Origin of the sequence: Ferrovibrio sp. (genome assembly GCF_025869515.1) — a bacterium.
Classification (GTDB): Bacteria; Pseudomonadota; Alphaproteobacteria; order Ferrovibrionales; family Ferrovibrionaceae; genus Ferrovibrio.
The window spans coordinates 18,876-41,601 of record NZ_JAOZVR010000102.1; the positions used below are offsets into that span (position 1 = coordinate 18,876).

Annotated in this window: 24 protein-coding genes; 17 read left to right on the top strand and 7 right to left on the bottom strand. The window is 63.5% G+C overall.

Annotated elements, in window-relative coordinates; genetic code table 11:
* Positions 1-148 precede the first annotated feature (148 nt).
* On the top strand, positions 149-1,477 hold the full coding sequence (locus tag OJJ21_RS17805; protein WP_297688303.1) for a tetratricopeptide repeat protein: 1,329 nt from the start codon (positions 149-151) through the stop codon (positions 1,475-1,477).
* Positions 1,478-1,510: 33 nt separating this feature from the next.
* On the opposite strand, the gene OJJ21_RS17810 is transcribed toward OJJ21_RS17805, so the two are convergent.
* Positions 1,511-2,035, bottom strand: a complete 525-nt coding sequence (locus tag OJJ21_RS17810; RefSeq protein ID WP_297688304.1) for a MarR family transcriptional regulator — start codon at positions 2,033-2,035, stop codon at positions 1,511-1,513.
* Between the two features lie 217 nt (positions 2,036-2,252).
* Between OJJ21_RS17810 and OJJ21_RS17815 the strand changes: the two genes are divergently transcribed.
* The 7 genes from OJJ21_RS17815 (at position 2,253) to OJJ21_RS17845 (ending at position 9,913) form a co-directional block, all read left to right on the top strand.
* Positions 2,253-2,993, top strand: coding sequence for an NnrU family protein (locus tag OJJ21_RS17815; protein WP_297688306.1), 741 nt, complete (start codon positions 2,253-2,255; stop codon positions 2,991-2,993).
* Positions 2,994-3,004: 11 nt separating this feature from the next.
* Positions 3,005-3,862: an alpha/beta hydrolase gene (locus tag OJJ21_RS17820; RefSeq protein ID WP_297688308.1), complete on the top strand. Its 858-nt coding sequence runs from the start codon at positions 3,005-3,007 to the stop codon at positions 3,860-3,862.
* A gap of 99 nt (positions 3,863-3,961) precedes the next feature.
* Entirely contained in the window at positions 3,962-4,765 is an 804-nt protein-coding gene (otsB, locus tag OJJ21_RS17825) for a trehalose-phosphatase (protein ID WP_297688310.1), read from the top strand.
* Entirely contained in the window at positions 4,762-6,579 is a 1,818-nt protein-coding gene (locus tag OJJ21_RS17830) for a glycoside hydrolase family 15 protein (RefSeq protein ID WP_297688312.1), read from the top strand. The genes otsB and OJJ21_RS17830 overlap by 4 nt, the downstream gene beginning before the upstream one ends.
* Complete coding sequence (gene otsA, locus OJJ21_RS17835; protein WP_297688314.1) at positions 6,564-7,985, top strand: alpha,alpha-trehalose-phosphate synthase (UDP-forming); 1,422 nt, start codon at positions 6,564-6,566, stop codon at positions 7,983-7,985. Before OJJ21_RS17830 ends, otsA begins: the two co-directional genes overlap by 16 nt.
* A gap of 48 nt (positions 7,986-8,033) precedes the next feature.
* Complete coding sequence (locus OJJ21_RS17840) at positions 8,034-9,032, top strand: helix-turn-helix domain-containing GNAT family N-acetyltransferase (protein WP_297688316.1); 999 nt, start codon at positions 8,034-8,036, stop codon at positions 9,030-9,032.
* Positions 9,029-9,913, top strand: coding sequence for a DMT family transporter (locus OJJ21_RS17845; RefSeq protein ID WP_297688318.1), 885 nt, complete (start codon positions 9,029-9,031; stop codon positions 9,911-9,913). Before OJJ21_RS17840 ends, OJJ21_RS17845 begins: the two co-directional genes overlap by 4 nt.
* 71 nt (positions 9,914-9,984) lie before the next feature.
* Here the strand turns inward: OJJ21_RS17845 and OJJ21_RS17850 are convergent, their stop codons facing one another.
* A complete protein-coding gene (locus OJJ21_RS17850) occupies positions 9,985-10,302 on the bottom strand; it encodes a DUF1476 domain-containing protein (protein WP_297688320.1) in 318 nt (105 codons plus the stop codon).
* Positions 10,303-10,525: 223 nt separating this feature from the next.
* Between OJJ21_RS17850 and purC the strand changes: the two genes are divergently transcribed.
* From purC to OJJ21_RS17885, 7 genes are all read left to right on the top strand, one after another.
* Positions 10,526-11,290 carry a phosphoribosylaminoimidazolesuccinocarboxamide synthase gene (gene purC / locus OJJ21_RS17855; RefSeq protein WP_297688322.1) on the top strand — a complete coding sequence of 255 codons (765 nt, stop codon included), beginning with the start codon at positions 10,526-10,528 and terminating at the stop codon, positions 11,288-11,290.
* A gap of 82 nt (positions 11,291-11,372) precedes the next feature.
* A complete protein-coding gene (gene purS / locus OJJ21_RS17860; RefSeq protein WP_297688324.1) occupies positions 11,373-11,627 on the top strand; it encodes a phosphoribosylformylglycinamidine synthase subunit PurS in 255 nt (84 codons plus the stop codon).
* A gap of 156 nt (positions 11,628-11,783) precedes the next feature.
* Entirely contained in the window at positions 11,784-12,479 is a 696-nt protein-coding gene (purQ, locus tag OJJ21_RS17865) for a phosphoribosylformylglycinamidine synthase subunit PurQ (RefSeq protein ID WP_297688325.1), read from the top strand.
* Positions 12,480-12,517: 38 nt separating this feature from the next.
* Positions 12,518-14,671, top strand: a complete 2,154-nt coding sequence (gene purL, locus OJJ21_RS17870; protein ID WP_297688343.1) for a phosphoribosylformylglycinamidine synthase subunit PurL — start codon at positions 12,518-12,520, stop codon at positions 14,669-14,671.
* Between the two features lie 30 nt (positions 14,672-14,701).
* Entirely contained in the window at positions 14,702-14,932 is a 231-nt protein-coding gene (locus tag OJJ21_RS17875; protein ID WP_297688327.1) for a BolA family transcriptional regulator, read from the top strand.
* A gap of 23 nt (positions 14,933-14,955) precedes the next feature.
* Entirely contained in the window at positions 14,956-15,297 is a 342-nt protein-coding gene (grxD, locus tag OJJ21_RS17880) for a Grx4 family monothiol glutaredoxin (RefSeq protein WP_297688329.1), read from the top strand.
* 7 nt (positions 15,298-15,304) lie between these two features.
* Positions 15,305-15,721 (top strand): VOC family protein, encoded by a 417-nt coding sequence (locus OJJ21_RS17885; RefSeq protein ID WP_297688331.1) that lies wholly within the window; start codon positions 15,305-15,307, stop codon positions 15,719-15,721.
* 49 nt (positions 15,722-15,770) lie between these two features.
* Here the strand turns inward: OJJ21_RS17885 and OJJ21_RS17890 are convergent, their stop codons facing one another.
* Complete coding sequence (locus OJJ21_RS17890; protein ID WP_297688333.1) at positions 15,771-18,101, bottom strand: pentapeptide repeat-containing protein; 2,331 nt, start codon at positions 18,099-18,101, stop codon at positions 15,771-15,773.
* 148 nt (positions 18,102-18,249) lie between these two features.
* Between OJJ21_RS17890 and OJJ21_RS17895 the strand changes: the two genes are divergently transcribed.
* Complete coding sequence (locus tag OJJ21_RS17895) at positions 18,250-18,669, top strand: nuclear transport factor 2 family protein (protein WP_297688335.1); 420 nt, start codon at positions 18,250-18,252, stop codon at positions 18,667-18,669.
* Between the two features lie 74 nt (positions 18,670-18,743).
* Here OJJ21_RS17895 and OJJ21_RS17900 read toward each other — a convergent pair whose 3' ends face one another.
* Positions 18,744-19,334, bottom strand: coding sequence for a flavodoxin family protein (locus OJJ21_RS17900; RefSeq protein ID WP_297688337.1), 591 nt, complete (start codon positions 19,332-19,334; stop codon positions 18,744-18,746).
* A 148-nt stretch (positions 19,335-19,482) separates the two neighbouring features.
* Here OJJ21_RS17900 and OJJ21_RS17905 point away from each other — a divergent pair, with 148 nt between their 5' ends.
* Complete coding sequence (locus OJJ21_RS17905; protein WP_297688338.1) at positions 19,483-19,896, top strand: helix-turn-helix domain-containing protein; 414 nt, start codon at positions 19,483-19,485, stop codon at positions 19,894-19,896.
* A gap of 104 nt (positions 19,897-20,000) precedes the next feature.
* Here the strand turns inward: OJJ21_RS17905 and OJJ21_RS17910 are convergent, their stop codons facing one another.
* From OJJ21_RS17910 to OJJ21_RS17920, 3 genes are all read right to left on the bottom strand, one after another.
* Positions 20,001-20,900: a DUF2971 domain-containing protein gene (locus OJJ21_RS17910; RefSeq protein WP_297688340.1), complete on the bottom strand. Its 900-nt coding sequence runs from the start codon at positions 20,898-20,900 to the stop codon at positions 20,001-20,003.
* A gap of 177 nt (positions 20,901-21,077) precedes the next feature.
* Positions 21,078-21,491 carry a response regulator gene (locus OJJ21_RS17915; protein WP_297688341.1) on the bottom strand — a complete coding sequence of 138 codons (414 nt, stop codon included), beginning with the start codon at positions 21,489-21,491 and terminating at the stop codon, positions 21,078-21,080.
* On the bottom strand, positions 21,488-22,726 hold a 1,239-nt coding region (locus OJJ21_RS17920; protein WP_297688342.1), incomplete at its 5' end, for a hybrid sensor histidine kinase/response regulator. The genes OJJ21_RS17915 and OJJ21_RS17920, both read right to left, overlap by 4 nt.

Here is a 22,726-nt window from a genome sequence, read left to right on the forward strand (position 1 = left end):
CCGATTCAGCGGTTTCATAAAAAACATAATATAATCAATTTATAAGGCCGGGCCGGAAAGTTGTTGTACCGATACAATGTATACCTTGACGCGAGACCGGCCTCTTATCTATACCGACTGGTCTGTTCGCTACGCCTTGGAGACCACGATGCTGAAAGACCAGTCCGGCCAGGCCGTGAGCGGCGCCAGTGCCGCCGCCCTGCCGCTCTATGAGACCGCGCTCGGCCAGTTCCACTGCTATACCGGCAATCCGCTGGAGAGCGCCGAAGCCGCCATCGCCGCGGCGCCGGATTTCGCCATGGCGCATCTGCTGCGCGCGCATCTGTATCTCTCGGGCATGGAAGCGCCCGGCATCGCCCCGGCGCTGCAGAGCATCGCGGTCGCCCGCCGCCTGGCCAGAACCGAACGCGAGACGCTGCATGCCGTGGCGGCCGAAGCCTGGGCCGGCGGCCGCTTCGATGCCGCCGCCGAACGCTTCGACGACATCCTGATCCAGCATCCGCGCGACAGCCTGGCGCTGCAGATGGGGCATCTGCTCGACTACTACCGCGGCGATGCGCGCAACCTGCGCGACCGCGTGCTGCGCGTGCTGCCGGCCTGGAGCGATGCGCTGCCGCATTTCCATGCCGTGCTCGGCATGCTGGCTTTCGGCCTGGAAGAAACCGCCGATTACGCCGCCGCCGAGACGACCGGCCGGCGCGCCTGCGACCTCAATCCGCGCGATGCCTGGGCGCATCACGCCGTGCTGCATGTGATGGAGATGCAGGGCCGCACCGAGGATGGCATCCGCTGGGCCACCGCGCGCGAACCGCACTGGGCACCCGACAACATGATGGCGATCCACAACTGGTGGCATCTCATGCTGTATCATCTCGACCGCGACGAACATGCCGAAGTGCTGGGCCTGTATGACCGGCATGTGCGTGCCGGCAAGTCCACCGTGATACTCGACATGATCGACGCCTCGGCCATGCTGTGGCGCCTTCACCTGCGCGGCGTCGAGATCGGCGCGGCGCGCTGGGCCGAACTGGCCGAAGCCTGGGCCGGTACGGTCGATGACGGCATCTATGCCTTCAACGATGTGCATGGCCTGATCGCCTATCTTGGCGCCGGCCGCCGCGATCTGGTCGAGCGTCAGCTCGAAACCCTGCGCCGCACCGCCGGCCGGCAGAATTTCAGCAACGCGGCGATGACGGCGCAGATCGGCCTGCCGGTCGCCGAGGCGCTGGTCGCCTTCGATGCCGGCCGCTACCAGGACTGCATCGCGCCGCTGCGTGCCGTGCGCAGCATCGCCAATCGCTTCGGCGGCAGTCATGCGCAGCGTGACCTGCTCGATCTCACCCTGATCGAAGCGGCGCGCCGGGCGCAGGATCTGGCGCTGGTACGGGCACTGGCGGCCGAACGGCTGCATGCCAAGCCGAACAGTCCGCTGGCACTGCGCTATCTCGCGGTGTCGAAGGAGCGTGCCGCCGCCTGACCGCGGCGCATCAATACCGGCAGGGGCCGCCGCCTATACGGTGAAGGCGGGACGCACCTGGTGGGCCAGCGCGCGCATCACGGCTTTCCACTGCTGCTCGGCTTCCGGCCCGGCCGCGGCAAAGGCCATGGCGAAGGCCTGGTATTGCAGCTCGGTCAGCCTGGCTTCCAGCGCCGCGCCCCGGGGCGTCAGCGTCAGCATGGCCAGCCGGCGGTTGGTCGGCGCCGCCTTCTGCGCGACATAGCCTTGCTTGACCAGGTCGCCCAGCGGCCGGTGCAGGGCCTGCCGCGAGACCTCCAGTACATCGATCAGGCTGGCGATGGCGATGCCGGGCTGGCGCGCCACCACATAGAGGATGCGGTGATGCGGCCGGCCGAAGCCCAGTTTGTCGAGCACCCGCTTCGGCCCGGCCACGCCGGCGCGATAACCCAGGTAAAACAGCGAAATGGTCTCGTCCACCGAGCCGCGTGGCGCGTCGAGCACGTCCCGGCGCGGGCCAGCGCTTTTCTGGGAAGACGGGCTTTTCCTGGAAGACGGGCTTTTTTTCGGGGCCGTCATGGCAGATGTCCCAGCGGAGGTTTTTGGGCGGAAAACAGCAACGTCTGTCGAGCATACACAAAGGATTCCAAAGGGCTACCGGCAACGGCCTGGCATCGACCGGAGCGGACCGGGCGCGGCCAGCTCACGCAAAAGTAATATCAATGATGTTGATAATATCAATATCATTGATATGTTCTCGCGCATTCCGTTGCCGCACACCGTAAGGAGTCACTTCATGGTCGGATTGCTGTTTGCCGTTTTTGCCTATCTCGGTTTTGGCCTTGCCACCGCGGCGCTGGCGCTGTTCATCGCCGGCCCGCTCACTGCTGGTCTGGGGCTGCCCGTTCATATCGATGCCTCGATCTTTCCCGCGTTGTCGCCCTGGCTCGCCGGCGCCCTCGATCTCGGCCTGATCGCGCTGTTCGGCCTGCAGCACAGCGTGATGGCGCGGCCGGGCTTCAAGCAGTGGATGTCGGCCACCGTGCCGGCGCATCTGCAGCGCGCCGTCTATGTGGTGGCGACATCCGTCATGGTGGCGCTGCTGATCCTGCTGTGGCAGCCGCTGCCGGCCATGGTCTGGCAGATGCAGGACGGCTTCAACGCCATGCTGGTCTGGATGCTCTACGGCATCGGCTGGCTGCTGCTGGTCGCCGCCACCTTCATGATCGACCATTTCGAACTCTTCGGCCTGGCCCAGCCGTTTCGCCGCTGGCGCGGCCTGCCGCCGCCGAATGACGAATTCCGCACCTCCTGGCTCTACCGCTATATGCGGCATCCGATCTATTCCGGCTGGCTGGTGATCTTCTGGGCCACGCCGCAGATGTCAGCGGGGCATCTGCTCTTCGCCATCGGCATGAGCGCCTACATCCTGGTCGGTATCCTCTACGAGGAACGCGATCTGATCGCCGCCTTCGGCGACCGCTATCGCGACTACCGCCGTCGCGTGCCCGCCCTGATCCCCGGCCTGAAGATCTAGGAGCTGCTGCGATGCCGATGCTGGAGACCACCGCCGGCCGCCTGTCCTGGTTCGACAATGGCTGTGTCGAAGGCGATGCGCCCCGCCTGATGCTGCTGCATTCCGGCGCCGCCTCGCACCGGCAGTGGCGGCCGCTGATCGCAGCGCTCGGCCGCGGCTGGCATATTGTGGCGCCCGATCTGGTCGGTCATGGCGAAACGCCGATGCCCGATCACGGCAGGCCCACGCTGGAGGATGAGGTTGCCCTGCTCGCCGCTCTGCTTGAGCGCATGGATGGTCCGGTGCATCTGATCGGGCATTCCTATGGCGGTGCCATGGCGCTGGAACTGGCGCGCCGCCAGCCGCAGCGCATCGCCTCGCTGGCCATGTATGAGCCGGTGGCTTTCGGCCTGCTGCGCGACAGCAGCCAGCGCGATGCCTGGCGTGAAATCGCCCTGGTGGCGCAGCGCCATATCGATCTGGTGGAAAACGGCGATGCGCGTGCCGCCGCCATCGCCTTCCTCGATTACTGGGTCGGGCCCGGCGCCCTGCTGGCGATGCCCGAGCCTATGCAGGCCTATGTCACGGGTTGCATGCGTCCGGTGGCGAGCGAATTCCGCGAGCTGTTGCAGGCGGGCGGAACCGCGGCTGACGACCTGAAATCCCTGACCATGCCGGTGCTGCTGCTCTGCGGCAGCGAAACCACGCTGGCGGTGCGTGGCGTGATTGCCGAACTGCGCCGCCTGCTGCCGGCTCCGCGGCATATAGATCTGGCCGGTGCGACCCATATGGCGCCGCTGCTGCGGCCCGATCTGGTCAATCCGCTGTTCACGGATTTCCTCAATATCGCGGCCCAGCTAGCCGGACGGGGCCTGCAGCGCGCCGGCTGAGGGAACCTGGGTTGCAATCCATCGTTTCGCTTCCTAAGTAATCTCGGAAAACCGAGAAAATTAATTTTCCTGCCTATCCGGGGCCGGGGAAGCGGAGCGATGACAGATTCTCTTTCAGCAGGGCAGTCCGCTGCCTTGCGGCCACCGCCATTGCCACAGCCGAACTGGGCGCTGTTCCTCGATATCGATGGCACGCTGCTCGATATTGCCGAATCGCCCGACCGTGTCGCCGTGCCGCCGGCCCTGCTCGACGATCTGCGTGCCGCCGAGCAACGGCTGAACGGCGCGCTCGCACTGGTCTCGGGCCGCGCCATCGCAGCCATCGACAAACTGTTCGATCCGTTGAAGCTCGCGGCCAGCGGCCAGCATGGCAGCGAATGGCGGCCGGTGCCCGGCGCGGCAACCCAGGCCGTGGCCGAGGTGCCGCTGCCGGCCGGCCTGCATGAAGCCGCCGCACGGCTGAATGGCCTGCATCCCGGCATCGTGATCGAACGCAAGAGTCATGCGCTCGCGGTGCATTACCGCAATGCGCAGGATTTCGGCGCCGAGATCGGCGGCCGGCTCGCCGCCGCGATGGCGGATTTCGACGGCCTGATGCTGCTGCATGGCAAATTCGTCTGGGAGATCAAGGATGCCAGCCTGTCGAAGGGCACCGCCGTCGGCCTGTTCATGCGCCAGCCCGCCTTCGCCGATCGCGTGGCGGTTTTCGTCGGCGACGACCGCACCGACGAAGACGGCTTTCATGCCGTCGAAAACCTCGGCGGCCTCGCCCTGCCGGTCGGTCCGCTGGCGCTGAAACGGCCGCAGGGGCCGGGCTTCGCCACGCCGGCGCAGGTGCGCGACTGGCTCGCCGCCTTTGCCGCTTCACCGGCCGACAGCATCAGAACGGGATTCGCCGGATGAGCAGGACCACGGCAACCAAAGCCAGCTCGCTCGATCTCGGCATCGTCGGCAATTCGGTGATCGCGGCGCTGATCGACCGCCAGGCGCGCATCGTGTGGCATTGTGCGCCACGGCTGGATGGCGATCCGGTCTTCTGCGATCTGCTGCAGCCGAAGGTCGAAGGCGAAGGCGTGTTCGCCATTGAACTGCGCGGCCTGCAGCAGACCGCGCAGCATTACATCGATAATACCGCCGTGCTGGTCACCACGCTGACCGATGCCAATGGCGCCAGCATCCGCATCACCGATTTCTGCCCGCGCTTCAAGCAGTATGACCGCACCTACCGCCCGGCCATGCTGATCCGCCGCATCGAACCGCTCAGCGGCACGCCGGTGGTGCGCGTGCGTATCCGGCCGCTGTTCGATTACGGCGTGACCAGGCCGAGCCGCACGCTGGGTTCCAACCATATCCGTTTCACCGCGCCGGGCGCGGCCCTGCGGCTGACCACCGATGCGCCGATCGCCTTCATCGATGCCGAGAGCGAATTCGCTCTCACCCATCCGATGACCCTGGTGCTGGGTCCGGACGAGAGCTTCACCGCCTCGCTCACCCACATGGCGCGCGAATTCCAGGAACGCACCATCGAATACTGGATCGAATGGGTGCGCTATCTCTCGGTGCCTTTCGAGTGGCAGGAAGCGGTGATCCGCGCCGCCATCACGCTCAAACTCTGCGCTTATGAGGAAACCGGCGCGATTCTCGCGGCACTCACCACCTCGATCCCCGAAGCGGCCGACACGCCGCGCACCTGGGACTACCGCTTCTGCTGGATGCGCGATGCCTATTTCGTCGTGCAGGCACTCAATCGTCTGGGCGCCACCAAGACGATGGAGGATTTCCTGCGCTACATCACCACCACAGTGGCGCTCAATCCGGACAGCGAGCTGCAGCCGGTCTACGGCCTCGACCCGGCGGCGTCGCTGGAGGAAATCACCCTGCCGGGCCTGCGCGGCTATCGCGGCATGGGGCCGGTGCGGCGCGGCAACGCGGCCTTCGCGCAGCGGCAGAACGACACCTACGGTTCCATCGTGCTGGCGGTGGCGCAGATGTTCTTCGACCGCCGCCTGCCCAGGCAGGGCGATATCGCGCTGTTCGAACAGCTCGAAGGCCTCGGCGAAAAGGCCGCCGCCCTGGCGCTCACCGAAGATGCAGGATTGTGGGAATTCCGCGGCCGGGCGCGCGTGCATACCCATTCCGCCGCCATGTGCTGGGCGGCCTGCCGCCGGCTTGCCAGGATCGCCGGCATTCTCGGCCTGGAGTCCCGGGTCGGTTACTGGCGCGACCATGCCGAACGCATCCGCAAGGCGATCCTCGATCACGCCTGGAATCCGGAACTGAACAGCTTCGTCGAGAGTTTCGATGGCACGGATCTCGATGCCTCGCTGCTGCTGCTGCAGGAAATCGGCTTCGTCGGGGCCGACGATCCGCGCTTTCTCGGCACCGTCGATGCCGTCGGGCGCCAGCTGAAGCGCGGCAATCATCTGATGCGCTATGTCGCACCCGATGATTTCGGCCAGCCGCACAACGCCTTTTCGATCTGTACCTTCTGGTATGTCGATGCGCTGGCGGCGGTGGGGCGGCGCGACGAGGCACGCCAGATGTTCGAAGGGCTGCTCGCCGCGCGCAACCATCTCGGGCTGCTTTCGGAAGACCTCGATACGGCAACAGGTGAGTTATGGGGAAATTTCCCACAGACCTATTCGATGGTTGGTTTGATCGTCTGCGCGATGCGGCTGTCCAAAAGCTGGGAGGAGGCGTTTTGGCGCGGCTCGTAATCGTTTCCAACCGGGTGGCGATGCCGCGCGAACGCGCCAGCCGCGCCGGCGGCCTGGCCGTGGCGCTGAAGGAATCGCTGCAGCAGCAGGGCGGCCTGTGGTTCGGCTGGAGCGGCGAGGTGGCCGATACGCCCGATCCGGCGCCGCGCCGCGCCCGCCAGGGCCGCATCGACTATGCCGTGCTCGATCTCACGCCCGAGGAGCACAAGGGCTTCTATCTCGATTTCGCCAACGGCATCCTGTGGCCGCTCTGCCATTACCGTCTCGGCCTGATCGAATTCCGCCGCTCGGCCTGGGAAAGCTATCTCGCCGTCAATGCGCGTTTCGCCGAACAGCTGGTGCCGCAGCTCAGGCCCGACGACATCATCTGGATCCACGACTACCATTTCATCCCGCTGGCCGCCGAACTGCGCCGCCGCGGCGTGCAGAACCGCATCGGCTTTTTCATGCATATCCCGTTTCCGGCGCCCGAGGTGCTGGCCGCCCTGCCGGGCCATGACCGGCTGGTGCGCGATCTCTGCGCCTACGACCTGGTCGGTTTCCAGACCCGCGGCGATGTGCGGGCGCTGACCGAATACATCCTGCACGAGGCCGAGGGCACCGTGATCGGCAATACCAGCACCGAGGATGTGCGCGTTTCCGCCTTCGGCCGCGACCTGCGCGTCGGCGCCTTTCCCATCGGCATCGACACCGCCGATTTCGCCCAGCTCGCCGCCCATGAGGCGGGCAGCGACGAGACCCAGCGCCTGAGCGAAAGCCTGGTCGGCCGCAGCCTGGTGATCGGCGTCGACCGGCTGGATTACTCCAAGGGCATCCCGCAGCGTTTCGAGGCCTTCCACCAGCTGCTCGGCAGCCGGCCCGAACATCGCGGCAAGGTCACCTTCATGCAGATCGCGCCGATCTCGCGCGGCGAGGTGGCGCAGTATCGCAAGCTGCGCAGCGAACTCGATGGCCTCACCGGCCGCATCAACGGCAAATTCGCCGAATTCGACTGGATGCCGGTGCGCTATCTCAACAAGGCCTTTGCGCGCAATTCGCTGGCCGGCTTTTACCGCCATGCCAAGGTCGGCCTGGTCACGCCATTGCGCGACGGCATGAACCTGGTGGCCAAGGAATATGTCGCCTCGCAGAATCCGGCCGATCCGGGCGTGCTGGTGCTGTCGCGCTTTGCCGGCGCGGCGCGCGAGATGAAAGGCGCGCTGATCGTGAATCCTTACGATACCGAACATATCGCCGATGCCCTGCATCGCGCGCTGATCATGCCGCTGGAAGAGCGCCGCCAGCGCTGGGAGGCGATGATGGCGGTGCTGCGGGTCAATACCATCGCGCATTGGCGCGAAACCTATCTCGCCGCGCTGCAGGCCGAGGGTCATCCGCCGCAGGTGCTGGACGCCGCCGGTAGATAGTTGACTTAGTCAAGTATTTTGGCAAGATGGACATGGGAGGAAATCACCATGTCCAGATCGTCCGCTGCCGCCAGGCGGCGTCCTGCCGTTTCCGCCGGTCCGGCCATGGCCGGACCGGTCGAGGTCCCGGTCGAGGTCCAGGTCGAGGCCGTGCGGCGTTTCAACCGCTTCTATACCCACAGGATCGGCCTGCTCGAAGGCAGCCGGCTCTACGATCCGTTTTCGCTGACCGAGACCCGCGTGCTCTACGAGCTTGCGCATCGCGAGCGGGTCACGGCGTCTGATCTGGTGCGCGATCTCGGTCTCGATGCCGGTTATCTCAGCCGCATGCTGCGCGGTTTCGAGAAGCAGGGACTGGTGGCGCGCAGGGCGGCGAAGGAAGACGCGCGCCAGAGCCTGCTCGCCCTCACCGCGGCCGGCCGCCGCGCCTTCGCGCCGCAGGAAGAGGTGTCGCGCCGCGTGCTGCGTCCGCTGCTGCAGCGCCTGCCGCCGGCCGGCCGCGCGCAGCTGACCGCGGCGCTGGAGACCGTCACGCGGCTGCTGGGCGAGACGCCGCAGGCAGAGCCGGCTTTCACGCTGCGGCCGCACCGGCCCGGCGATATCGGCTGGATGGTGCAGCGCCATGCCGAAATCTATGCCGAGGAATACGGCTGGGACAGCAGCTTCGAGGCGCTGGCGGCCGAGGTCGGCGCGCAGTTCCTGCGCCATTTCGATCCGGCCTGCGAGCGTGCCTGGATCGCCGAACGGCCCGATGGCACCCGCGTCGGCTGCGTCCTGCTGATCCGCAACAGCGCCACGGTGGCCAAGCTGCGCGTGCTGATCGTCGATCCGCAGGCACGCGGCCTCGGCGTCGGCACGGCGCTGGTGCAGGCCTGCATCGATTTCGCCCGTGAAAAAGGCTATCGCAGGATCACGCTGTGGACCAACAGTATCCTGCTGGCGGCGCGCGCCATCTATGTGAAGGCCGGCTTCCGGCTGGTGAAAAGCGAGAAACATCGCAGTTTCGGCCATGACCTGACCGGCGAAACCTGGGAGCTGAAACTGTGAAAAGCTGGCAGCCGGTGGCGGTCGCCGCCGCCGTCGGCGTGCAGGTCGGCCTGGCGCTGGTCGCCACCCGCTATGTGGTGGGCGAAAGCGGCCCGGCCACGCTGGCGATGTTCCGCTATGCCATCGGCGCGCTCTGCCTGCTGCCGGTGCTGTATATCCAGAAAATTCCGCTGCGTTTCGCGCGCCGCGACATCCTGCCGATTGCCGGGCTCGGCATCGTGCAGTTCGGCATCCTGATCGCGCTGATCAATTACGGCCTGTCCTATATCACGGCGGCGCGCGTCGCCCTGCTGTTCGCCAGTTTCCCGCTGATGACCATGGTGATCGCCGCCCTGCTCGGCCGCGAAAAACTCACCGCGGTGAAAACCGTGGGCGTGCTGCTCACCATGGCCGGCGTTGGCCTGGCGCTGGGCGAGAAGGTCTTCGATGCCTCCAGCGCCGAGCACTGGATCGGTGAGGCCATCGTGCTGCTGGCCGCCTTCTGCGGCGCATTGTGCAGCGTGCTCTATCGTCCTTACCTGCAGCGCTATCCCACGCTCAGCATCGGCGCCTTCGCCATGCTGGCCAGCGTCGGCTTCCTCGCCCTCCTGGCCACCTGGGAGGGGGTGTGGACGCAATGGTCGGGCTACAGCCCGACCGGCTGGGCGGCGGTGATCTTCATCGGCATCAGCAGCGGCATCGGCTATTACGGCTGGCTCTGGGCGCTGCGCCATGCCTCGCCGACGCGGGTCACGGTGTTTCTCGGTTTAAGCCCGGTGACGGCGGCTTTGCTCGGCGCCTGGCTGCTGGCCGAGCCGGTGACGCTGCCGCTGCTGCTCGGCCTGGTCGTGCTGCTCACGGGATTGTGGCTGGCGCACAGACCGGAGGCGAAGCCGGGCTGAGAAACGGCGCAGGACAAGCCGCGCCGTATCTGAGCGCCGCCAGCGTCAGTTAGTCAAGGAATTTCAGATATTTAGCCGGCGATCTGCTTCTTCGCCACGTCCATCAGCTCGGCCAGCTTGGCGGCCAGGCGATGGTCGGAAATGTCCACGTTCTTGGCCTTCAGGTCGGCCTGCACCTTGCGGATCACGTCGGCGTCGCCGGCTTCCTCGAAATCGGCCGCCACGACCTCCTTGGCATAGGCATCGGCGGCCTCGCCGGAGAGGCCGATCTGCTCCGCCACCCACAGGCCGAGCAGCTTGTTGCGCCGCGCGGTGGCCTTGAAGGCAAGCTCCTCGTCATGGGCATGCTTCTTCTCGAAGGCATCCTTGCGGTCGTCGAAGGTGGTCATCCGGGCCTCGTGCAATCTTGGATCAGCGTGTCCGATATATAGGGGTGCGGCGGCCCTGCCCGCAAGTCTCCGGCCTGTTTGACATTTATGACGGAAAACCGCGCCATAAGACTGTCTGCGCCGGGGCTGTTTTCCGCCGGATAATGGTCTTGGGCGGATTGCGGCGCGAGGCCCCTTGCGCTATCTAGGGCGCGAGCTTTCCCTACAGCCGGACAGGTGTGCCATGACGCGCCGCAGACAGGTTTACGAGGGCAAGGCGAAGGTCCTCTTCGAGGGTCCCGAGCCGGGCACTCTGGTGCAGTATTTCAAAGACGACGCCACGGCGTTCAACAACAAGAAGAAGGGCACCATCACCGGCAAGGGTGTCCTGAACAACCGGATTTCCGAATACCTGATGACCCGCTTGGGCGAGGTCGGCATCCCGACGCATTTCGTGCGCCGGCTCAACATGCGCGAGCAGCTGATCAAGGAAGTCGAGATCGTGCCGCTCGAGGTCGTCGTGCGCAATGTCGCCGCCGGCTCGCTGGCCACCCGCCTCGGCGTCGCCGAGGGCACCATGCTGCCGCGCAGCATCGTCGAATTCTATTACAAGAACGACGAGCTGGGCGATCCGCTGGTCTCGGAAGAGCACATCACCTGCTTCGGCTGGGCCAATCCGCAGGAAATCGACGAGCTGATGCATCTGGCATTGCGCATCAACGATTTCCTGTCGGGCCTGTTCCTCGGCATCGGCATCCGCCTGGTCGACTTCAAGCTGGAATTCGGCCGCTGGTGGCAGAATGACGAGATGCGCATCATCCTGGCCGACGAGATCAGCCCGGACTCGGCGCGTCTGTGGGATCTGAAGACCAACGAGAAAATGGACAAGGACCGCTTCCGCCGCGATCTCGGCAATGTCGCCGAGGCCTACCAGGAAGTGGCGCGGCGGCTCGGGATTCTCCCCGAAGGCGGCCCGCGCGACATCAAGGGTCCCGACACCATGCAGTGAGGCGCCAGCAAAGCGCCGTGAGAATACCGCGGCGGCCACAGCAAGGGCCGCCGCTGTCATTTGAAGAAGGATTGCAGAGACGATGAAAGCCCGCGTGCATGTTTCCCTCAAGAACGGTGTGCTCGATCCGCAGGGCCGCGCCATCGGCCAGGCATTGCACAGCTTAGGCTTCGCCGATATCGGCGAAGTGCGCCAGGGCAAGCTGATCGAGCTGGAACTGACCGGCGCGCTGGCGGCGAAGCCGAAGCCCGAGATCGAGGCCGCCGTGAAGGACATGGCGCAGAAGCTGCTCGCCAACATGGTGATCGAGAACTACTCGGTCGAACTGGTGGGCTGAACGAGGTGATGCTCGTTCAACATAAATCGTCATGCCCGGACTTGATCCGGGCATCCACGTCTTATTTCTGGACGGAATCCTGCCACGTGGATGGCCGGGTCAAGCCCGGCCATGACGGCGTGTTTTTTGGTGATCTCTCAGGAGTGAAAGGCTGACATGAAAGCCGCCCTCATCACCTTCCCCGGATCGAACCGCGAGCGCGACATGCGCATGGCGCTGACCAAGGCCAATGGCGGCAAGGCGCCGCTGGATGTCTGGCATGGCGACAGCGAGCTGCCGAAGGATATCGACCTGATCGTGCTGCCCGGCGGTTTTTCCTACGGCGACTATCTGCGCTGCGGTGCCATGGCGGCGAATTCGCCGATCATGCGCGAGGTGAAGAAGCGCGCCGACAGCGGCACCCGCGTGCTGGCGGTGTGCAACGGCTTTCAGATTGCGTGTGAAGCGGGCCTGCTGCCCGGCGCGCTGATGACCAATGCCGGCCTGCAGTTCATCTGCAGGGAGGTCAACCTGCGCATCGAGACCACGGCGAGCGAATTCACCAGGAAATACCGCAAGGGCCAGACGATCCGCGTGCCGGTGGCGCATCACGACGGCAACTACACGCTGGATGCCGACAGCGTGAAAAAGCTGGAAGACGAGGACCGCATCGCCTTCCGCTATGCCGACCCGCTCGGCACGGTCGCGCCGGAGACCAACCTGAATGGGTCGGTGTCGAATATCGCCGGCATCTACAACGCGAAGAAGACGGTGCTCGGCCTGATGCCGCATCCGGAAAACGCCACCGACCCGGTCTGCGGCGGCATGGATGGCTACGGCCTGTTCGAGAGCATTGCGGAGAGCCTGGCGTGAGTGAAGTCAAAAAAGCCGTGCAGTACCCCAAGGATCTGATGGGCCTGAGCAAGGCCGAATACGATCTGGTGCTGCAGATCATGGGCCGCGTGCCCAACACTGTCGAACTCGGCATCTTCTCGGTGATGTGGTCGGAGCACTGCTCCTACAAGTCGTCGAAGAAGTGGCTCAAGACCCTGCCGACCAAGGCGCCCTGGGTGATCTGCGGCCCGGGCGAGAATGCCGGCGTGATCGATATCGGCGACGGCGACGCCGCCATCTTCAAGATGGAAAGCCACAACCATCCCTCCTTCATCGAACCCTACCAGGGCGCGGCGACGGGCGTCGGCGGCATCCTGCGCGATGTCTTCACCATGGGCGCGCGGCCGATCGCCAATCTCAACGCGCTGCGCTTCGGCGCGCCCGAGCATGCCAGGACCCGCCATCTGGTCTCGGGCGTGGTGCATGGCATCGGCGGTTACGGCAACTGCGTCGGCGTGCCCACCGTGGGCGGCGAGGTGAATTTCCACCCCAGCTACAACGGCAACATCCTGGTCAATGCCATGACCGTGGGTCTGGCGAAACAGGACAAGATTTTCTATTCGGCCGCTGCGGGCCTGGGCAACCCGGTCGTCTATGTCGGTTCCAAGACCGGCCGCGACGGCATCCATGGCGCCACCATGGCCTCGGCCGAGTTCACCGACGATTCGGAAGAGAAGCGGCCTACGGTTCAGGTCGGCGACCCCTTCACCGAAAAGCTGCTGATCGAGGCCTGCCTCGAACTGATGAACACCGATGCCATCGTCGCCATCCAGGATATGGGCGCCGCCGGCCTCACCTCGTCGTCGTTTGAGATGGCCTCAAAAGGCGGCATGGGCATCGTCATCGACCTCGACAAGGTGCCGGCGCGCGAAACCGGCATGACGCCGTTCGAATTCATGCTCTCCGAAAGCCAGGAGCGCATGCTGATCATCCTCAAGCCCGGCAGCGAGCCGCAGGCCGAGGCGATCTTCAAAAAGTGGGAACTCGATTTCGCCGTCATCGGCCATCTCACCGATACCGGCCGCATGGTGCTGCGCTTCAACGGCGAACAGGTCGGCGATCTGCCGATCGATCCGCTGGCGGCGGCGTCGCCTGAGTATGATCGACCGTGGGTGAAGACGCCGCCGCAGAAGCCGCTCGGCCGCGTCAACCATCCGCTGCCGTTCGTCGAGGCGCTCGGCAGGCTGATCGGTGCGCCCGACATGGCTTCGCGCCGCTGGATCTGGGAACAGTACGACCACCTGGTGCGCGGCGACACCGCGCAGATCCCCGGTGGCGACGCCGCCGTGGTGCGCGTCGAGGGCCATCCGACCAAGGCGCTGGCGATGACCACCGACTGCACGCCGCGTTACGTCTTTGCCGATCCGGTCGAGGGCGGCAAGCAGGCGGTGGCCGAAACCTGGCGCAACATCACCGCTGTCGGCGCGCGTCCGCTGGCGATCACCGACAACATGAATTTCGGCAATCCGGAACGCCCCGATATCATGGGGCAGTTCGTCGGTGCCGTCGAAGGCATCCGCGCGGCCTGCCTGGCGCTCGACTATCCGGTCGTCTCGGGCAACGTGTCGCTCTACAACGAGACCAACGGCAAGGGCATCCTGCCGACGCCCGCCATCGGCGGCGTCGGCGTGCTCGACGATGTCGCCACCATGGCGACGCTGGCCTTCAAGCTGCCGGGCGAGGCCATTCTGCTGGTCGGCCGGACCAACGGTCATCTCGGCCAGTCGGTTTACCTGCGCGACATCTGCGGCCAGGAAGCCGGACCTCCTCCTTCCGTCGACCTCAAGGCCGAACGCACCAACGGCGATGCCGTCCGCCTGCTGATCGGCAAGGGCATGGTCTCGGCCGTGCATGACTGTTCCGACGGCGGCCTGGCGGTGGCGCTGGCCGAAATGGCCATGGCGGCCGGCTTCGGCGCCGAGGTGACGCTGCCGTCCGGCGATGCTTTCGAGATCGGCTTCGGCGAGGACCAGGCGCGGTATCTGCTCACCTGCCCGGCCGAACAGGCCGAAGCGGTGATCGCGGCGGTCGAGGCCGCCGGCGCGCCGATCATGAAACTCGGCCTCACCGGCGGCGATGCGTTGACCTTCCAGGGTCTCGGCACCATATCGGTGGCGGCGCTGAAGTCGGCCCATGAGGGCTGGCTGCCGGGCTATATGGCTGGCAAGTAAAGAAAAACCAGTCAAAAAGGACGCTGACAGATGGCAATGGACGCCAGCGAAATCGAGACCATGATCAAGGCCGCGCTGCCCGACGCCCAGGTGCGCATCGACGACCTGCGCGGCGACGGCGACCATTACGCCGCCACCGTGGTGTCGGCCGCCTTCGCCGGCAAGACCCGGGTGCAGCAGCACCAGATGGTTTATGCTGCGCTCAAGGGCCGCATGGGCGGCCAGCTGCATGCCCTGCAGCTCACCACGCAAACCCCTTAACTTACGACCAGAGGACGATCGCCATGAGCGAGAAGGAACAGACTTTCGAGCGCATCCGTGAGGAGCTTTCCGGCAACGATGTCGTGCTGTTCATGAAGGGCACGCCGGTCTTCCCGCAATGCGGCTTCTCCGCCGTCACCGTGCAGGTGCTGTCGCGCCTCGGCCTGAAGTTCAAAGGCATCGACATCCTGGCCGATCCGGCGATCCGCACCCATCTGAAGGAATTCTCCGACTGGCCGACCTTCCCGCAGCTTTACGTGAAGGGCGAATTCGTCGGCGGCTGCGACATCGTGAAAGAGATGTACCAGAACGGCGAGCTGCAGACCTATCTCACCGAGAAGGGCGTCGCCACCCAGGACGCCTGAGTGCGGCGTGAGCGTCGCGCCGCCATTCTCCATTCTCGGACTCGACCATGTGGTGCTGCGGGCGGATAACCCGCAGCGCCTCATTGCTTTCTACCGCGATATACTCGGCTGCACGGTCGATCACGACCAGCCGAAAATCGGCCTCACCCACCTGCGCGCCGGCAGCGCTCTCATCGACATCATGGATCGCAGCGGCGCGCTGGCGTCGCCCGGCGACGCGGCGCCCGAGCGCGCGCGGCGCAATGTCGATCACATCTGCCTGCGCATCGATCCGTTCAACCATGATGCGATTGCCGCGCATCTCGAATCGCATGGCATTGCCATCCAGCCGCCGGCCAATCGTTACGGTGCCGGGGGTGAGGGCCTTTCGATCTATCTTTCCGATCCCGAAGGCAATGTGGTGGAGCTGAAGGGTGGGGAATGACATTCATCGGCCGGCGGCATTGGTCTGGAAATGTCTGCCGATAGCCTCGCTATTCTGTGGCCAACCGAATTATCCCCTCGATGCTGGATAATTCTCGGAAATTCTGCTGCCTATAGTGGACAGCTCCTGGGCATTTTTTGGTGTCCGCACCCCGGATAGCGGCGACAAGTGGCTTGACCAAATCGCGCAACACCAAGCCGGTAGCAGAATCCGATGTAAAGATTCTGATCAACCTCTGTGGAACACGAAATAAGCGTTCATCAAATTCAGATAATAGGATTTGACGGACCGCAAACGTATTGCAAATCCCATCGTTGCTTTGTTCGGTGTCGGTTTGCGGAAATGCGGCAATCAGGCGGCTGTAACGATCGACTTTCTGGCTCCCTATCTCGCCTTCCTTCGGACATAACAGCAAAGTCTCGCGAGATCCGAGATCTAACAACAGACTTGCGTTTTTCTCGATACAGCGGAGGCCGGTTTCATTCAGCGAGAATGTACTATCGTACGGTCGGACCAGTGCGAGGAGGGCTTCCTTTTCCGCCTCGCTAAGATTGACGCGAGCAAGGCCGCTCACATCTGTATCCGGCATTCTGTTGGGATTTATCTTGGTTGCAGCGAACCTGCGGATTTTCGTAGCATAAAGTTGTGCGTTGGAAAAATTAGCCAGTCTCAACTCGGCTGATCCAAGATCAGCGCCATGCAATTTAGCTTCTTTTAGGGTGGCAGCCATAAAATCTGCCCGGTCGGCATGAATACCATAGAGCTCGGACCTGGTGAAATTGCTCCCTATGAATTGCGCACCTGTGAGGTTTGCAGCATGGAGTTTGGCGGCGCTTAACTGGGCACCATGCGCTTTCACATTGATCAGGTTTGCGCCTTGAAGCTCAGTGCTCCGCATATCGGCCTGATGAAGAATCGTTCCCTGCATCTTGGCGGAATGCAGGACCGCATTCCGCAGATCCGCAGTCGCAAGATTCGCGTTCTGCAGATTCGCCTTGTAGAGGACAGCCGAGGAAAGATTCGCTCCGCGCAGATCGCGGGATGACAGATCGATTCCGAGGTTTTCTTTCCTGGTTGTTTTCTTCACTCCATCCTGAATTTCGGTTTCCGCGATCTTCAACAATGATCCGTGATATTCGATCACGCGTGCCGGCCGGACATCGGAAATGAAGGGGAGGCTCTTATAGAAGGAGCTGGCGATTGTGCGAAGCTCGGCTCCGCTTCGTCGGGTGTCGAGTTTGGGCGATTGCGACGCGAGCATGTCGGCCAGTTTCATGCCTGCGTAATGACACGAATGGTTTTGTATCGGCCACGGCCTTTTTCCCGTCAGGTGATCGCGCGAATCTTCGGCCGCACCCCAGAATGGATCGTTCACCATGGCAGAGAAAAACTGATCGCCGCAGCCGTCGAATGGACGATAGGGACCGATGAAGGCCATCGCGGCTATGATCGCGCAAAAGGCGAATCTGGCCAGTCCGCGGCCACGGTCGACCATGAAAATCGTTACCAAGGTCGCCGCCAGCCATATGCCGGCCAGCATGAGGGCCTGCCAAATGATCGTGGGCTTGATCGAGAATGCGCTTACAAAGGCCAAGGTTATCCACCAGATCAGCACGATCCAGCCGATATCGGGCATTGACGGCACGAGGCCTTGGCCAAGAATTTTCCAGGCTCTTTTATTGTCGGATTTCCAGTAGCTGCGAATTTCCGAGAAGGTGGATCGGTGCTCCCCCTGCGATGATTCCGTGTCCGGAGTCGCATGTTTCGGCGGTTGATAGTAGAGGTGCCAGAAGAAGAGCACGATGATGCAGTCGGCAATAATGACTGCAATATGCAGATCGTGCAGCCAGGGATGGTGGTAAGGCAGAAAAGCGCCCTGCAGGCTGAGCAGCACGATCAGGGGTGCGCAGAAGACGGTAAGCCCGATCATCGTCCTGATCAGGAAGCGCACCGTGCTGCCGAAATGCTCGCCGATCAGCATATATACGAAGGGCGATGAATTCAGCATGTCGAGATGGTCGACTTCCATCTCATTTGGCAGCCGCTCCTGGTCCAGCCTGTCCTTGAACTGCCAGCTGGTGCGGGCGAGGAAATACATCTGCAGCAGTAGATCAAAATGGAACAGAAGCAGCAGAAGCGGCGTGACGAGATAGATGCCGACGATGGGCAGCTCGATATCGAGCAATGGAATCTTGGGCGCCTTGTCACTCAGCAGCTGTTCATGCGTCGTCGATCCGGCCAGCACAGCAACGTAGAGGCAGAAGCCCATAAATGCGGTATAGATCGTACGGACCAGCTTGGCGTTGTCGTCGATCGCCTTGCGCAATGTATCCAGTGGAATGGCTGGACTGGCCGGCTCACGGTCCGCGCGATTGCCCATCCTGGTGTCCCCCGACCCCGTTGCTGCTGCAGTCTGCCACCACATCGCGATCACGAAAATCGGATTCACAATTCTTCGGCGCCGCTGCTTACTCCCGTATGCATTCCGCTGTTGCGATGCCGGCCGATTTCTCCGATAGTTCCGTCCGATGACCGATATCGCCGCCGATACGCTGATCCAGCGCTATTTCGACGCCTTCAATGCGCGCGATACGGAAGGCTTTCTCGATCTGCTGACCGACGATGTGGTGCATGAGATCGGCCAGGATGACGGCCGCACCGCGCGCGAGACCGGCAAGCCCGCCTTCCGCGCCTTCCTCGACCGCACCACGCGCTGCTACGAGCAGAAGGTGGTCGATCTCTTCGTCATGGCCAGCCCGGACGGCAGCGGCGCGACGGCCGAATTCACCCTGCTCGGCGTCTATCTCGAAACCGACGCCGGCCTGCCCGAGGCGGAAGGCCAGCGCTATGCGCGCCCGGCCGGCGCGGTCTTCGAGATTCGCGACGGCAAGGTGGCGCGCGTCTCCAATCCCTATCCCGGCGACGCGCTGAATCCCGCCCAGGCTTGATGCGGGCCTGAATGCGGCAGGCATAAAAAAAGCCGGCTGCAGGGCTGCAGCCGGCTTTCGTACTTTCGGAGACTTTACGCGTCGACCAGCTCGCGCTGCTTCGCGGCGGCGAACTGCCGGGTCAGCGTGGCGACGCGCCGGCCCAGATGCTCGGCGGTCTTCAGGTCGCTGGCGATCGGGCCGTCCTCCGGCCCCTGGTCGTTGTTCGACTGCGCCATGGCGCCGAGGAAGCTGCCCAGGCGATTGAGGTCGTTGACGCTGCCCTTGGAATTGTTGTTGCCCGGCAGCAGGTCGAGGCCGACCCAGATCATCGCATGCTGGGCGGCGAAGACGGCGAACTGCTGCAGCGTGCTGAGCTTGTCGCCGGACTGCGAGGCCGAATTGGTGAAGCCGGCGGCAAGCTTGTCCTTCCAGCCGCGGCCGTACCAGATCTGCCCGGTGTAATCCATGAAGGTCTTCATCGGCGCCGAGGCGCTGCCCATATAGGTGGGCGCGCCGAAGACGATGGCATCGGCGGCATTGATCTCGGCGATCCGCGCCTCGGCCTCGGCCACCGGCACCAGGATGGCCTTCGCGCCACCGGCGGCGACGCCCGCCGCCACGGCTTCCGCCTGTTTCTGGGTATGGCCAAAGCCGCTGTGATAAACGATCGCTACCTGGGTCATTTTCGCTAAGTCCTTGTTCGTTCAGGAAAGAATTAGATAACCTGAAGCAAGTCAGTTACTTCAGGTGACTATGAATATGTCCCCTTGATTTCCTGAGTAAAGTAGGTACTTAAAAGTAACCAGTGCAGATTCTGAACCGGAGCTTCCCATGGTCACGTCCGCGTCCCTGCCCAAGACTGCTGCCCCAGGCCCGGGCGGCGAGCGCCACGAATGCCCGGTCGATGCCGTGCTGCGGCTGCTGATGGGGCCGTGGACCACCTACATCCTCTATGTGCTGCGCACCCAGGGGCCGCGCCGCTTCGGCGAGCTGAAGCGCGAGGTCGGTGGCATCTCGGCCAAGGTGCTGACCGAGCGGCTGCGCATGCTGGAAGAGGCCCGCCTGGTGCATCGCGACTACCAGGCGACGATTCCGCCGCAGGTGACCTACAGCCTGGCGTCGCGCGGCGCCGAGCTCAATCCGATGCTGGATGCGCTGAAGGATATCGCGCTGCGCTGGCAGAGCGAGGATGCCCAGGCTGTATCGCAGCAGGCGATGGCCAGCATCAGGCAGGCGGCGGAGTAAAGCGCGCCGGCAACAAAGTCAAAGACATCAAAGGCCGCTCATGCGAGCGGCCTTTGATGTCTTTGGGGAAAATATCATCCCCCTACGATAATCGCAGTTTTCATTTATAAATACGGAGCAACAGATTTATCAACCTGTATATTTAATAAGCGGTTTTTGCGCAAAAAAGACTTCAATGCCATCGAGGGAATACGATTTCGTGGCCCCAGTACTATTTTTGTAAACAGTGCTTCAGGATCAATTTCGAACTTTAGATAAGGCACAAGAGAGTGCCTGCGTGGAAGAAAATTTAAAACACCCGTCACTGCCTCAGAGAATCCGCTGTCAGTATTGAGATGAGCAGCAAATAAGCGCCATTCTTTTTCTTCCTTAAATGATGAATGCTTAATACCAAAGCGCCTTATGTAACTTAGAACGAAGTGAACCATGGAAAGAGTATGCCATGCCTTTTCTTGTTTTATTTTTGTCTCTTCGTCCGATTCAAATGACAGTAAACTTGGAATGCGATGGTGATTTAATGCGCCATCAGTGACGCAATTTCGAATGACCTCAGCTTCGTTTTTAAGGCTGTTCTTCTGGATGTGGCGTTCGTATTCTACCTGCTGGAGGCTATATAATGGGAAGCCTTCCGCACTACTGGTTCGCTTCTTCGCAATATCTCGCAATAGATTCCCATTAAAGCCTATTGCGAAACCATGTCCGTCATCAGCATATCCACGCCACTGACTAAGCAAATCCCCATCTTCTGATAGGCAGAACCCATATCCTTGACAGAGGTCGTACGAAGAATCGTAGGTTTCTCTCCAACGTTTAATTTGGTATTCCTCCACTTTCATTTCTCTAAGCAAATCGACGACTGCTTCGGTAACCTCTCTACCTTCTCTTGCATCGTTGGTTTGGTGTAGGTCGGTCAACCATAGCGACTTACTCTCAATGATGGATTTGAAAGCAGCGGCACTGCAATAGTGAAAAATGGTGGGAACTTGGTCGCCGATTTCAGACATGGGTACCCCAATTGAGTCTTTTTTTGAAATAGCCTTTTTAATTTTATAACTAAAAAGGACGCTCTTGCGAGCGGCCTTCGTTGTTTCGTACTGAACCGGAGCGCTTAGCGCGAGTAAGACTCGACGACCATGTTCGGTTCCGTCTTCACCGGGTACGGCCCGGCGGCGCCCGCCGCGTCAGATCAGGTTATGGAATTTCAGCACGGCGTCGAGCCGCTGCTTCAGCGCCGCCAGCGAGACCGGCTTGACCAGGTAGCCGTCGACCTTGAGCTGCTTGGCCGAGATCACGGTTTCCTGCTGCTTGTCGGCGGTGAGGAAGATCACCGGCGTGGCGGCGATCTCGACGCCGGCGAATTCGCGCAGCTGGCTGAGGAAGCCGAGGCCGTCGACCGGCTCCATATGCACATCGCACAGCACCAGCTGCGGCCGCGTCCGGATCACCTCGCGGAATCCCTTCTCGCCGTCGATCGCCTCCTCGATCAGGGTGAAGCCGATCTGCCGCAGCAGGCCGGTGATGATGCGGCGCGCGAAGGATTCATCCTCCACCACCAGGATGCGCAGATCCCTGTAGCGTGCGCTGTCGTCGATCATGTCGTGGCACCGTCGGAGTTCAGAATCAGGGGCAGCGCCAGCCGCAGCTCGTCGAGGCAGGGCACCAGAATCCCGGCCAGCAGGACGATTGTTTCGTCATCCCCGGCATCGCAGGCATCCTGCAGGTCGCTGGCGATGGTGCCGAGCCGTCGCGCCCCCACCGAGCGGGCCGCGCCTTTCAGGATATGCACCTGGCCGCGCAGCTCGGCCGCCCTGGCCGTGCCGGCCATCGCTTCGATGGCGGCGATCCGCCCGGCCGCATCGACGACGAATTCCTGCAGCAGCTGTCGCGCGGTGGCATCGAAGCCGCCGAAGGCCTCGGTCAGCGGCGTCGGGTCGAAGATGTCGCGGTCCCAGTCCGGATCGTTCGCGGCCGCGCCGGGTTCGGCCTGGGCCGGGCGGCGCAGCGGCAGCGCCTGCGGCAGCCATTGCGCCAGCATCGCGGCCAGGGCGCGGGAATTGACCGGCTTGGTCAGATAGCCGTCCATGCCGGCATCGAGGCAGAGCTGCTCGGTGCCGGTCAGGGCATCGGCGGTCAGCGCGATGACCGGCAGGCGCGGCCGGCCCGGCGTCGGCGATCCGGCCTCGATGGCGCGGATGCGCGCGGTGAGTTCGAACCCGTCCATTTCCGGCATGTGGAAATCGGTCAGCAAAAGGCCATAGGGGTGGCGTTCATACAGCGCCAGCGCCGCGGCGCCGTTATCGGCGACCTCGCAGGCATAGCCCATGCGCGCCAGCAGCTGGTGGATCACCAGGCGGTTGGTGGCGTTGTCTTCCGCCACCAGGATCACGGCATTGGCGGCACGCGCCAGCTCCAGGCCGGGCGGCGCGAAGGCCATGTCGGCGCGGAAGGCCGCCTCGGTGCTGCCGGCCGCGATCTGCCCGAGCGCGATGCCGGCGGCGCGGCGCAGGCCGGCGAGGCTGAGCGGATAGGTCAGGGCGAGGGAGAAATGCGTGCGCGCCGCGGCATCGATGGTCGAGACCAGGCTGCGCGGCGCCAGCAGCGCGTAAGTGGTGACGATGCCGAGCACCGACGGAGCCGTCAGCGCGCCATCGGGGCAGCGCGCGTCGATCATCACCAGGTCGACTGTCATGTCCGCCACGACGGCCTGCGCGGCGGCCACGCTCGGCGCCGTCGCCACGCTGGCTGCCGGCAGGGCGGCCAGGGCCTGCCGCGCCGCCGCCTGCTGCTGCTGCGGCAGGCCGATCAGCAGCACCCGCAGCGCCGACAGATC